This is a genomic window from candidate division KSB1 bacterium, assembly GCA_034506395.1.
Taxonomy (GTDB): domain Bacteria; phylum Zhuqueibacterota; class Zhuqueibacteria; order Thermofontimicrobiales; family Thermofontimicrobiaceae; genus Thermofontimicrobium.
Genome location: JAPDPQ010000045.1, coordinates 1 through 12,638, shown reverse-complemented (window position 1 = coordinate 12,638; position 12,638 = coordinate 1). Strand labels below are relative to the sequence as shown.

Annotated in this window: 10 protein-coding genes; 2 read left to right on the top strand and 8 right to left on the bottom strand. The window is 46.5% G+C overall.

Annotation, left to right across the window (positions count from 1 at the left end):
• Positions 1-279 precede the first annotated feature (279 nt).
• Together ONB37_18670 and ONB37_18665 are read left to right on the top strand one after the other, a co-directional pair.
• Entirely contained in the window at positions 280-612 is a 333-nt protein-coding gene (locus ONB37_18670) for a DUF3467 domain-containing protein (protein MDZ7402185.1), read from the top strand.
• A 170-nt stretch (positions 613-782) separates the two neighbouring features.
• Positions 783-1,388, top strand: coding sequence for a porin family protein (locus ONB37_18665; GenBank protein ID MDZ7402184.1), 606 nt, complete (start codon positions 783-785; stop codon positions 1,386-1,388).
• Between the two features lie 325 nt (positions 1,389-1,713).
• Here ONB37_18665 and ONB37_18660 read toward each other — a convergent pair whose 3' ends face one another.
• From ONB37_18660 to ONB37_18625, 8 genes are all read right to left on the bottom strand, one after another.
• Positions 1,714-2,361: an SIS domain-containing protein gene (locus ONB37_18660; GenBank protein ID MDZ7402183.1), complete on the bottom strand. Its 648-nt coding sequence runs from the start codon at positions 2,359-2,361 to the stop codon at positions 1,714-1,716.
• Positions 2,352-3,341, bottom strand: a complete 990-nt coding sequence (locus ONB37_18655) for a GHMP kinase (GenBank protein MDZ7402182.1) — start codon at positions 3,339-3,341, stop codon at positions 2,352-2,354. The genes ONB37_18660 and ONB37_18655 overlap by 10 nt, the downstream gene beginning before the upstream one ends.
• Before the next feature lie 239 nt (positions 3,342-3,580).
• Positions 3,581-4,303 (bottom strand): nucleotidyltransferase family protein, encoded by a 723-nt coding sequence (locus ONB37_18650; protein ID MDZ7402181.1) that lies wholly within the window; start codon positions 4,301-4,303, stop codon positions 3,581-3,583.
• 383 nt (positions 4,304-4,686) lie between these two features.
• A complete protein-coding gene (locus tag ONB37_18645) occupies positions 4,687-5,838 on the bottom strand; it encodes an NAD-dependent epimerase/dehydratase family protein (GenBank protein MDZ7402180.1) in 1,152 nt (383 codons plus the stop codon).
• Between the two features lie 288 nt (positions 5,839-6,126).
• Positions 6,127-7,716: a capsule assembly Wzi family protein gene (locus ONB37_18640; protein MDZ7402179.1), complete on the bottom strand. Its 1,590-nt coding sequence runs from the start codon at positions 7,714-7,716 to the stop codon at positions 6,127-6,129.
• A gap of 104 nt (positions 7,717-7,820) precedes the next feature.
• Entirely contained in the window at positions 7,821-8,594 is a 774-nt protein-coding gene (locus ONB37_18635; protein ID MDZ7402178.1) for a WecB/TagA/CpsF family glycosyltransferase, read from the bottom strand.
• Positions 8,587-9,759: an aspartate-semialdehyde dehydrogenase gene (locus ONB37_18630; protein ID MDZ7402177.1), complete on the bottom strand. Its 1,173-nt coding sequence runs from the start codon at positions 9,757-9,759 to the stop codon at positions 8,587-8,589. The genes ONB37_18635 and ONB37_18630 overlap by 8 nt, the downstream gene beginning before the upstream one ends.
• Before the next feature lie 111 nt (positions 9,760-9,870).
• Complete coding sequence (locus ONB37_18625) at positions 9,871-12,180, bottom strand: bi-domain-containing oxidoreductase (GenBank protein ID MDZ7402176.1); 2,310 nt, start codon at positions 12,178-12,180, stop codon at positions 9,871-9,873.
• Positions 12,181-12,638 lie beyond the last annotated feature (458 nt).

The window sequence follows — 12,638 nt, the reverse complement described above, 5'->3', positions numbered from 1 at the left end:
AACGGTTCAGGCTGCCATTATTCAGGCATGGCCATTTTAAACCCTGTGCGTCTGATCGCGGAGATAACAATAATGCTCCCTGAAACCAAAATCCATTAGATTCTTCTCAATAGAATTTTTGCTCACACACCGCCAAATAGCGGGCGCACGGATATCTGTTAGCTTGTCGAACAACGGTGAACCAAAGACTCCTGCATCTGAAAGAGCGACAGGCATTTGTTCAATGTCTACTCATTTTGAGAAAGTCTAATTCACCTACAAATGGAGGAGAATTAACGCATGAATCAACCACCGATCCAACAGCAGATCAATATTGAATTAGGAGAAAAGGAGGCAGAGGGAATCTATTCGAATTTGGCAATCATCACGCATTCTCCAGCCGAATTCATCATCGATTTCACAAGGATGCTTCCTGGGGTCCCTAAAACCCGTGTCTATGCCCGGATCATCATGACTCCCCAGCACGCCAAGTCCCTGTCGCGCGCGCTGGAGGACAATATCAAAAAATACGAATCGCAATTCGGTGAAATAAAAATTTTGGGCGACTCGAAAAGCAAAACGGTCGGCTTTCAACCGCCAAGTGCATCTGATTCCAATTTAGAATCAAATTGATCGGTTTGGGACCTCCGTCCCAGCAATCTTTTACATCAGGCTCAATTGGCTTTCAGATGGAATCATTTACCAAATTATTAGGGCAAAAATAAATCCTGATCATCATTATCACGCGAAGATTTTTGGTTTTCATTCCATTTCAAGATAGCGAATTCAGAGGAGGAAGGGGTTTGAGGACGCGATTATTACTCACATGGATAGTCAGCAGTTTGCTTTGGCCAGGATGGGTATCGCCTCAACAAAGCCATTCAGAGAAGATTGGCCTGGGGGTTGAGATCGGCCACTGGCGTCCCAACGATTTGAGCGATGCGGTTGACCTGACGCCCTCAATCAAAACAAAGAATCACCCATATATTGGGCTAATGGTGCTTATGCCGTGGCGTTGGGGGATGACATTTCGGACCAGCATTGGCTATTGGCACTATTGCAATAGCAGCACACAGCCGACCCCCCTAAGCATTGAGATCGGTTCGCTTCTAATCGATCTCAAATATTCTATCCTTTCGGATGTGATGTTAATCCCCTATCTCAGCTATGGCATGGGATGGTTTGCTGGTAAAACGGTCCGCTCCAAACCGCGGTTATCGGCCCTGGGCCAAAGCGATGAATTAGGCATCGGCGCCAATATTGGTACTGGGTTCGACTTCCAGTTCTCGCGCAAAATAAATCTAGTGGCAGAATTCCGATATCACTACGTGAAATTTAAGCATACCGTAGCCTTCACAGATAACTACAGCGGTCCGAAAATCAGCCTCGGATTCATTTATTGGTTTTGATGTTAGGATGAATTTCGCTCAGCAGATTTGGCATTTCCAAGATCGACGAATCTTTTAAAAATCCATTAAAGCCATCCAAAATAAAAAATCCAGCCATGCAATCATGGACTGGATTTTTTGGTCAGAGCTGCACTTGAAACACGCAACCAAGATTTATACAATCATTTTTTTCCCCCGCATGACTATCTCAACGACCATGCAAGGGGATCCAACGTCGGATGAAATTCCCACATTAATAGAACGGAATGTTGGTCTCGCTCTGCAGTTGAACCTGGCTCTTTTTGCTCATCGAACAAAAAGGATCTCTGCATCTCAAGGGATTGATCTATAGCTTGATATTTTCGAGCATCCGATGTTGTTCAACTTCTACTTCGAATACTGTCGCCATGCGATCGATCTCGTGATGTTGTTGGTTGATTTTTTCTCGGAAATAATCGGTGATGTAATGGGCAATGATCGAATGGACGCATTCGGTAATTCCCATATCATCAATTGGGATGTGAAGACAATATTGGGCGATCTTTTTCAATCGGCCGCCGTTAAACCCGGTCATTCCGACCGTGATCATATTGTGTTTGTTGGCATAGTCGATGGCGCGCAGCACATTGGGGCTATTGCCCGAGCCACTGATTCCAATTGCGACATCTCCAGGGTCTGCCAAATTTCTCAATTGTTCCACGAAAATCGATTCATATCCCTCATCGTTGGCCAGTGCCAAAATGTAAGGGGTATTATCGGTCAGACTGATGGTACGAAATCGTTTGATATCTTTTTTCCCATTCAAAGTGCCTTTGCCTAAGTCTTCGCAAAAATGGGAAGCGGTTGCGCCGCTACCGCCATTGCCAAAAAAGAAAACATGCTTGTTGTGGTAATAGGCATATTCCAAAATTTGAATGAGTTTTTGGTTTTCTTCGAGCCGAAGGGAATTACACGCTGCATACACCCGGTTGAAGTACTCTGTGATCATTTCCATTCGTATCTCCCCATATTAAAGATAATCTTTGAACCGTATTTTTCCAGGAAAAACGGAAATTCGCGGTAGTCTTTCAGTGCTTCCCGGACCTGATTCTGCTTTTCCCGTGGACAGTACAATAACAAGAACCCTCCGCCACCGGCGCCAGAAATTTTTCCCCCGAGTGCGCCAGCATTGATCGCTTCTGCATACATTTTGTCGATGTCCCCATTCGAAATCTGGCTGGCAAGGCCTTTTTTCAATTGCCAGCTCTGAGCCAATATTTTGCCGACCTCATCGAACTGCCGCGTCTCGATAGCAGCTCGAATTTGGGCCGCCTGTTGCTTGATGCCTCGCAACAGCTCCATTTTGCTATTGGTATTGGCCCTTTGCTCACTCAAAATGGCATCGGCACTTCTGGTTTTTCCAGTAAAAAACAGCAACAAATTGGCTCCAAATCTCCTTCTCATGCTATTTTCAAGATCAACCTTTTCAACAATCACCTCCTCGTTTGGCATGAAGCGGAAAAAGCGAATACCGCCATACGCCGCAATGTATTGATCCTGCTTGCCGATCGGCTTGCCCAAAATATCAATTTCAATCTCGCACGCTTCCCGCGCCAGCCGCTCAGCGGTCACCAATTCACCCTGATACGCATACAACGCATTCAATAACCCGACTGTCACGCTGCTGGATGACCCTAGGCCAGAGCCAGTAGATGGAATATCCGCCAAAGTGGTGATCTCTACGCCATGATCCACCCGCGTTTTGCGCATGGCCTCGCGAACCAGATCATGTTCGATCTGATCCACCGAATCAACAATCTCTTTCCTCGAATAATTTATGTAAATCTTATCATCAAATCGTTCCTTCACGATCACGAACACATATTTATCAATGGCAGAGCTGATCACCCAACCCTCTTCTTGGCGATAAAACGATGCCAGGTCCGTTCCCCCTCCAGCCAAGCTGATCCGTAATGGTGTTTGGGAAATAATCATCTCGTGCGATCCTCCATTTGACCCAAGTTCGTGGTATCATGGCTGGACAAGTTCCGCTCCAGGAGCGAGCTGCGATTGTTCTTCACGCTTAAGATTGCAAGCCGCTTCATCATGTAGATGATGTTGAAGAAGTTGTTCGAATTTTTCAGCAATTTTTTCTGCGGCAATTCACTCAATCAAAAACAGCTCGCTATGCTCTATTTCAAGCTGCCCATCACCGCGAGACAATGCTCACTCACTCAGCTTTTAGCCAATATGTCGGCTGAACGCTTAATCAACGGGAATTCCTTGCGCGCTCGCTCATAGTTTTCCACGGTACCGACATCAATAAAATATTCTTTGATGAGATAACCTTTCATCTTGCCAACCAACTGGGGCAAGACATCGAAACCGAAATCGGACGGATAACGGTCTGGGAGATAATGCCAGATTTGGTGATTCACCACATAAATACCCGCCCCGGCCAAATTGCTCTTCGGATGGCTGGGCTTCTCGATGAACTCGATGATTGTACAATCCTCAGCTAACTCTGCAATCCCGCATTGCGTAGGATTCTCCGTCTGAAACAAGCCGATCGTCGCGATAGGGCGCTGCCGCTGGTGAAACTTGATCATGCGCGTCAAATTTAAATTGGTCAAATTATCGGCGTAACAGATCAAGAAATTTTGTTCCTGACAGACGAAATCGAAATTATTTCGGACCGTCCCAGCACTGCCCAATAGTTCCTGTTCGAAAACCGTGTGAACCTTCACCTGGAACGAATACATCTCGAAAAACTCGAAGATCAAATCGGGCAAATGATGAACATTGATCAAGACTTCGTCGATATGATGTTGCTCGAACAATTTTAGCCAGTGATAGAGCAGCGGTTTTCCATCGATCGGTACCAAGCATTTGGGTATTTTTTCGGTGATTGGGCGCAATCGCGACCCGATCCCAGCGGCCAATAAAAATGCTTTCATTCAGCTAACGAACCAAATTAGATCTGTTTCATTAATCCGAATCAGCAAAACGGACGTTATCTTTGTCAGATAGCTGATCATGAGAGTCAACCCAAGAGCAAGATCTCATTCTGAGCGACCACAGAGAGTGAAGAATCTCTTGATTAATCGAGAAGATATGCGGCTATCGAAAGAAATTTTCTAGCCGCCAATTAGCGGATCCTCAGAATGATATTTTGTAAGCAGTCATTCGCTTGGGTTTAAGCCAACAATTGGCTGGCGGATAGGAATCTATTTCAAAATCAATCTTTAAATCGACCGAAAAATGAGATGCTCGCTTGGTCAAGCCTAACAAATTTGCATGTTTTGATAATTCAATTGATGATAACTGACACTCGACAAAGTTAAGCTAACGCAGCGACGCGCGCATTCTTGGAATAGGTCGTTTTAGCAGATCGTACCACATTGAGCGCTTTCATAGTTGATAAAGCCCGATCCAGTACATCGTCGATCTCTGGCAATTGTTTCAGCCATTCAAGATACGATCGTACGCTTTCCTCCACGGTATGGGTGGGACGCCAACCGATCGATTTTAACCGGGAAATGTCGGAAAAAATATGACGCGTATCACCAAATCGGTATTGACCGGTAATGCACGGCGTTATATTTTTGTTAAAAATCTTGGCCACCAATTGGGCAAATTCCAAAACTGTATAGCATTTCCCGCCTCCTACGTTAAAAACCTGATAATCCGCTTCTGGAGAATCCAGAACTTTGAGGTTAGCTTGAACAACGTCGAAAATATTGACAAAATCGCGCACTTGCTGGCCATCTTCATACACGGGAGGCTGACGATCCAGAAATAGGCTAAGGCAAAAAATTCGACAGGCCCCCGAATAGGCATTGTAGACCGACTGCCGAGGACCTTGGACGATAGAGTACCGCAAACATACAGTTGGAATCTGATAGCGCTTGCCAATATTAATGCTAAGTTGTTCTTGCAGGTACTTTGATAGAGCGTACTGATTCTGGGGGTTTACTCGTTTCTCATTGGTCCACATGGCCTGGAGCGTCGTCCCGCAGTCGATGCAGCGGTGGTTCCAATCGCCTTGCTCTAATTTGTGCTGCGGTCGAATATCGGGAAATTTGATGCGATTGCACCTTGGGCAGCGATATTTGCCTTCGCCGTAAACCGCCTGTGAAGACGCCACAATCACTTTTTTGATCGGAAGCTTGTGCGCCACAATCAACTCGTACAGCAGCGCGGTGCTGACGCTATTGACATGGACAAACGTGCTGAAGTCGGGAAGATAATCCTGATACGCTGCAAAATGATAAACCACCTCAATTCCCTTCAACGCCTTCAGCCAATCTTCTTTGTTGCGCACATCTCCCAATTGAAACTCAGCTTCTTTGGGGACGTAATCGGGCATCCCCTTCGCATGAACTGGCTTCGATAAATTGTCCAATATTCGAACGAAATATCCCCGGGCCAATAAAGCATCCACTGTGTGAGATCCGATAAAACCTGCTCCACCAGTTACTAAACAATTCATCTTTGTCACTCTCTCAAAATCAAAATTCCGTTGTTTCCTTCTGATTCTATCCTTTGATGAAGCCTATTTTCGTCTTGCTCATCTTCACGGTTCAGAAAATGGATAATTTCTAATACCAATTCTCAAGATGAAAAAGTCAATTCATTTTCTACGTCAAGCGACACTTGCCCCCTTGCAGCCAAATTGACCATTTTTTATATGCACAATTAGCCATTAGCTCGACCCAAGCAGCGCAAGAAAATTGCAATGGAAAATCCAGAATAGCTCTCAAATAGGCTTGTCCGCTCCTCAATACCGCCAGTCCTTTCCGAAATTGAGGTGCAAATTGACCATAAAGTCCCACCCACGTCGATTTTTACCCAAAAGATGATCGACATTTTTGACATTGGCATAACGCGCTTGGCTTTCTAAGAAAAGAAAAGCCCTCGGATGATAGCGGAAAATGAGAGTCAGATTCGAGGCGGTCTCGACGACGCCGTATGGGAAGGGCTCATGATATCCCTCTGCTACCGTATATTTCAGCCACGGCGTATCCCAACGGGCCAAAGGTGAACCTATGCCTTGGCGTATGCGATCCCATGCCACATCGATTTGACACCCGCGCCAGAGCCACTGGCTTGCACGAACCTGCCAGCGATCGAAATTGTTGCCGAGACAATAGCCAATGGGCCGATTGAAATGGACGAACTTTTCCCACTCTTGCCAAGAATTATAGGTCCGATTGGCAATGCGCACATATTCGACTCCGATTCGACTTCCCGAGATGCCCAGCAAGCGGGCAAGCTGCCCTCCCAAGATGAATCCGAATTCATTTGGCTCCAGATCGATTGGAATTTTTTTCTCCAATTGATAATCATCCACGAGGATCTCCCCATAAAGTTCCCAATTGGGCCATGGGTAAAAATCGAAATCCAAATAAAGGAACCCATTGCCATCAGTTCCGCCGCCATTCAATAGTTCGCCGTGATAGTAAAGCATGGGATTATGATATTTGAGCTCCCAAGGGGCATCTGGTCCCCCATAGAGCAAGGCCTCGGTCAGTCCAATGAAGAACCTATTTTTAATGGCAATAGTTATCCCATGGGCCGAAATGTATCGATTGGCCCTTCGAGTTCCATACATTTTCGCCAGTGAATCCGACAACTGCCACTTCTCTAACTGGGCGGCCAGAACATAAAACTGGATGCCCTTGTAGGCAAGATCGATTTTCAATTGATCCAATGGTTGGGCATGATCGGAAAAGAGCAACCGGCCAGTCTTGCCAGCCCCCCAATTGAGAAAATCTCGTCCCAGCGTCAAGCTAAAGTCGATGTTGGTCTTCCGGAAATCATCGAACGAAAATCGAACGTATGCTTGCTCGGTATAGCCAGCAAAGCCGCGCCAGCGTTTGCCAGGATAGAGGGGATCGTCCAGCAATGATTGATCCAATCGAATACCATTGTAAAATGCCAATCGGTTCTTCCAATGAACTCCAATCTGGCTCCGCAATTGGGTGTAAAATCGCACCCCCCTGGAATCCTTCAACACTGATTCATCCAACCACAACCCAGAATCGATCCTCAATAGTCGCTCATCGGTCCAATGATCTCGCCTGAGGAATTCTCTCGATAGTAAATCGAGCATCCAGCGGTCATTCGGCGATGCAGCCATTCCGACATTGTCAGCCTGCTGGTTTAAAATCAAAATCGCATTCGCTACCTCGGTCTCAGTGTATGGCTGGCGAATGGTCGAAAGCGAGGGCAAATAGCCTCGCAACCGTAATTCACTTAAATATGGATAGGCCCAGTGATAAGTTGGAATCGTCTTATGAATCTGAGCTTCGGCGATAGGACTGACCAATTGAGCAACGATGCAGATCAACAGCAGGTTTCGTTTCATGACAAGGCGAATGAAAAAGGATCACTATTTGAATTGCTCAGAACCAGGATCTTTGGTGAAACGGTATCAGAATGTGGGATAGGTGGCACATGCATTTAAATCATCTATGCTTTCTGTTCAAACACTGGCAGGTCAAGTATCTTTCGATGACCATTTCCAATGAATTTATGTTTGAGAACTTGCAAAACGAAGTATGGATTCGTAGTCAAATACCGCTTCCACAGGTTTTTAGGATCTTGAATCAGCCGATAGATCCACTCGAAACCATGGCGCAAATAGGAGGGGGTCTCTTTGCGAATCCCGGCAAACACATCGAAGCTGCCGCCGACTCCCAGCATCACCGGCACCTGGATTTTGGATCGATTGTTATGAATAAAATATTCTTGACGAGGCACCCCCATTGCGACAAACAGGATATTGGCGCCACTGCGATTGATTTGCTCGATCACTTCCGTATCATCAGCGAAATAGCCATGATGCCAGCCAGCCACGATCTGATCACCATATTGCCGCTTCACCTTGATCACCATTTGGTTGATCACCTCAGGCTTTGCCCCGAGAAAGAAAAAGGAAAAGTCGTTTCTTTGGGCAACTTCCAGCAACTTTCGCATCAACATAATCCCCCCAATATGCTCAGCAAGAGGCTGATTGAGCTTTTTCGCCGCCCAAACGAAAGCATATTCGGGAATGACGATCTCAGCTTCCCGCATGATGCGAGCTAATAACGGATCTGTTCGGCTCTGATAAAATTTATTGGCGTTGATGGCCAGAACATGAGTCTTTGCCCTCCGATTTATCGCCTCAGTGATCTGCTCGATGATTTCATCACTCGTTAAATTATCCACAGGATAACCAAGCACATTGATCTTTCTATTCATCCCACCCCGCTAAAAAATACGTGAACGCATAGAACATCCATGCCTGAGACCAGCGGATGTATGGAATTTTGCTCTTAAAAAAGCGAGACTTTTTATAATAAAAATAGTGTAGCTTTTTGTCCCACAAAATATCCAAGGCATTGGCGATCATCTGCTGTACCCGAACGCGATAATCTGGAATATAGCTGCGCAATGCCAAAAATGTGATGATCGCCTGGGCGAAACAATGGACATCTAACGGGTACAATCGCACATCGGAATATTTGGGCAATAGCTGAGCTGTGAAATGTCGTTTTAGATGAAAATCAAGCCCTTTCCGCAGCACTGGCTCGAATTGGTCATCTTGACAATATGTTTGATAATCATGTATGGCCATCAAATTGTAGCCTGTATGGAAGTTATCCACCCATTGATGATGTCCCCGTTGGCCGTACGGCCAAGCGCCATCGTCCCGTTGACCTGCCGCCGAGAACCGAACCGATCGTTCTGCTTGGAATTGATAATCATTTTCATTGGTAACGTGATACAGGCGGGCGAGAAACGCAGCTCCCATTAAATTCACGTTATGAATCACCGCTGACTCCCCGGGAATGTAGCCGAAGCAAAGGCGATCATTTTCATTGATGAGCAGAAGATTCTTGTGAATGAATTCCGCTACTTGCTTCGCTTCGGCTAAAAAATGATCATTTCTGATCCGTTCGAATAGATCCAGCAATGCCTGTCCCGCAAAAACCGAACAGATCATGTTTGGCTTGAACTTCGGAACATGGAACGCCAGGGCTTGCCAATCGAAATTGTAGCCCCAACAGAGGCCAGCATAGCCATTGGACCGCAACGCCATCAGCCGATCATAAAGCGCCAGCGCCTGAGTGAAAAAAGCTGTATCTCGATAAAAGTCCCCCAGCCGCAGCAAACTGCTGATGAACAACGCCAACGCCTTGGGATTATCCCCTTTTGGCACCTGGCAAATGGATCGCAAATTGATCGGCGATTTCCGAAAGAACTGAATCCACGCCAAACGAACATATTTATTTTTGTGAAATGGAAGTTCTTGAAACAATCGGCTATTCAATCCATCCAGTACATCCCAGCCCTGAAAATTCACTCCTTTTAAATAAGCATAATGCTTCTGGATGATGTCCTCTAATAGTTTTTTATCAATCATGAGCTGGGGATTACGGGTAATTGGGTAATTGGGTATCTGGGTAACTGGATAATTGGGCTATATTCCTTTCAAAGGCCACAACTGACCGACCACTCTGCTCCAACTCACTGGTCAGTGATTTTGCCTCAACTGACCGGTCGTTTCGAGCGGCTGGTCAGTTAGTGAAATGGTTCTTCCTGTACGAATCGAATCAATGATTTTAAATGGAAGGAAGCTCGATAGATAAATTTCCTCAAACGGAATCGGTGCCGGCAGGCCATTCTTCACTGCATCCAGAAACGCCCGGACCTCATGCCGATGGCCCTTGTCCTGATTGGACTGTTTATAACGCTTTTTTTTCTTGCCGTAAATCGTTAATTCTTTAAAGTCGTCCAAAATCGCAGTCACCCCATTGCCATAAACCTCCAGATATTCCTTGGGCAATTCCTTGCTGCCATTGGCAAAATAGGAGATTGTGGCAATCGAGCCGTTCTCGAACTTCAAATCGATCACCACCGTATCCTGAGTGTTCAACATTGAATCCATGGCAAATGCTGCGACTGCAACTGGTTTGCTATTGGCCAGATACATAGTCAGATCGACGAAATGACACACCTCACCGATGATTCTTCCTCCGCCCAGATCTGGATCCTGGGTCCAATGATCTCTCGGGATAAAGCCCGCATTGATCCGATAGTTGATCGCCACTGGCCCGGTTTTGATATGTTCTTTGAGCTTCTGAATCAGCGGTGCAAAGCGGCGGTTGAAGCCAACCATGACGATTGCTGATTTTAGATTTCGGATTTCGGAATTGGGTAATTGGGTAATTGGGTAATTGGGTAACTTGGAGTTGGATGCCAAATATTGGTCGTTCACGACTTGCCGACTGCCAACTGGCGACTGAAGACTGTCTACTGAAGACTGCCGACTGCCAACTGATAACTGTTCACTGATCACTGAAAACTGCCCACTAGCCACTGCCACTGCATTCAACTGATCAACCGTCAAAGCCAGCGGCTTCTCCACAAACACGTTCTTCCGATGCTCCAGCGCTTTGATCACATACTCCGCATGGGAATCGTGCCGGGTTGCGATAAAGACCGTATTGATCTCATCGTTCTGATAGATATCCGAAGCATCCCCGCTGGCAAAAGCGAAGCCATAGCGATCGGCCACGGTTCGGCTCTCGTTGCCTGCTGCCGTCGCCACACCGATAAGTGCTGCATGATCGTAACTCTTGACATTGGGCAACAAATGCGTCTGGGCGAACGAGCCCGCGCCGATGAACCCAATTTTCACCTCCGCTGGGCGGCGACGATTTTGCGATAAAATGACCCGTCTCTGAACCTCTCGCTCTGGATGATATTTCAACACGATCCCCAAAAACGGCTCGGTCTTTTTAAGGATCAAATCGTACGCTCGCAACGCCTCATCGAAATCGAATTGATGCGTGGTGAGATGCTCCACATTAACTTTTCCCTGCGCCAGCAACTGAAGAAACGCCTGCATATTCCGCTGCTCGGTCCAACGGACATAAGCGTATGGGTAGTCGATCCCCTTTTGCTCGTATTCAGGATCATATCGGCCAGGACCATAAGAACAGGACATCCGCAGGTCTAATTCTTTCTTGAAATAATTCTCCCGTGAAAATCCAGTCGGCACTGCGCCCACGATAATGACCTTCCCCTTTTTCCGCGCTAATCGCCCGGCCAATTCAATCGGATCGAGACTATTCGTGCCAGCCGTGATAATGACAGCATCTACGCCCTGTCCAGAAGTCTTTTCAACAATCCAGGACTCCAATACTCCATCACTCCGTTGGAACGCTGCATCCGCCCCACTCAATTTCGCCCGTTCCACAGCCCAGGGATCGATATCAATGCCGAACACCATTACCCCGCTGGCTTTTAGCATTTGCACCGTTAATTGTCCTAATAATCCCAGCCCAATGACCGCGCAGGACTCCCCCAGCCGCAGATCTGCCTGCCGAATTCCCTGCAGTGCAATGGCGCCCAAGGTCGTATAGGCCGCTGCCGATAAGGGGACATTTTCGGGCACCCGGGCACATAAATTTACCGGCACCGACACCAGCTCTGCATGATTGGCGATGTCCTGTCCCGCACAGGCGACGTAATCCCCAATAACAAATTCGGTCACCTCGCTGCCAATTTCGATCACCTCGCCAGCACAACTGTATCCTAATGGAGACCAGGCATCTAACTTGTTCATCACTTTGCGATAGGTATTGGCGATACCTTCTTTTTTGAGCGTATCTAGCACCTGCTTCACCTGCTCTGGCTTTTCTTTGGCTTTGCCGAGATAACCCTTACGAGCTGTGGTTACCTTGCTGCTTTCTGTGCCCGCACTGATGAGTGAGTAATGGACTTTGACCAATATGTTTTTATTTGTGAGCGTCGGCGCTGGGACTTCCAGGAGTTTCATCTCGCCGGTTTTGAGGTTTTGCGTGAGTTGGAGCATATTGTTGGGTAATTAGGTGATTAGGTAATTGGGTAATTGGGTAATTTGGCAATTGGGTGTCAGAAAAATCAAATTCTTGCCAAAAGACTTTTATGGCTACTGAAACAAACCATTATTCATGGTGAAAGAAGTTTGTCATAAACGCCCGAATTCATTCGGGCGAGTATGACAAATGAACTATACTTGCTGACCGCTTCAGCGGTCTCTTGGAACTAAATATCTTATGTGGGCGCTAATAACTAGTTGGCGGATCGTTCAGCAAGAATGACATTCATCTCTTAAGTTGACGCCGATAGCCGAAAAGGCGGACCGCCAAGCCAAAGGGCGGACGGTTTTGAGACCCAATAATTTCTTGCATTGAATTTTTTATTGCATTTAATTATCATTTTTGATATGTTCATGCCATCGAAATTATCTTTTCG

Bases quoted from the DNA above. Each gene is read 5' to 3' on its own strand.
- ONB37_18670 (MDZ7402185.1), top strand. From the start codon at position 280: ATGAATCAACCACCGATCCAACAGCAGATCAATATTGAATTAGGAGAA.
- ONB37_18660 (MDZ7402183.1), bottom strand. From the start codon at position 2,361: ATGGAAATGATCACAGAGTACTTCAACCGGGTGTATGCAGCGTGTAAT.
- ONB37_18655 (MDZ7402182.1), bottom strand. From the start codon at position 3,341: ATGATTATTTCCCAAACACCATTACGGATCAGCTTGGCTGGAGGGGGA.
- ONB37_18650 (MDZ7402181.1), bottom strand. From the start codon at position 4,303: ATGAAAGCATTTTTATTGGCCGCTGGGATCGGGTCGCGATTGCGCCCA.
- ONB37_18645 (MDZ7402180.1), bottom strand. From the start codon at position 5,838: ATGAATTGTTTAGTAACTGGTGGAGCAGGTTTTATCGGATCTCACACA.
- ONB37_18640 (MDZ7402179.1), bottom strand. From the start codon at position 7,716: ATGAAACGAAACCTGCTGTTGATCTGCATCGTTGCTCAATTGGTCAGT.
- ONB37_18635 (MDZ7402178.1), bottom strand. From the start codon at position 8,594: ATGAATAGAAAGATCAATGTGCTTGGTTATCCTGTGGATAATTTAACG.
- ONB37_18630 (MDZ7402177.1), bottom strand. From the start codon at position 9,759: ATGATTGATAAAAAACTATTAGAGGACATCATCCAGAAGCATTATGCT.
- ONB37_18625 (MDZ7402176.1), bottom strand. From the start codon at position 12,180: ATGAAACTCCTGGAAGTCCCAGCGCCGACGCTCACAAATAAAAACATA.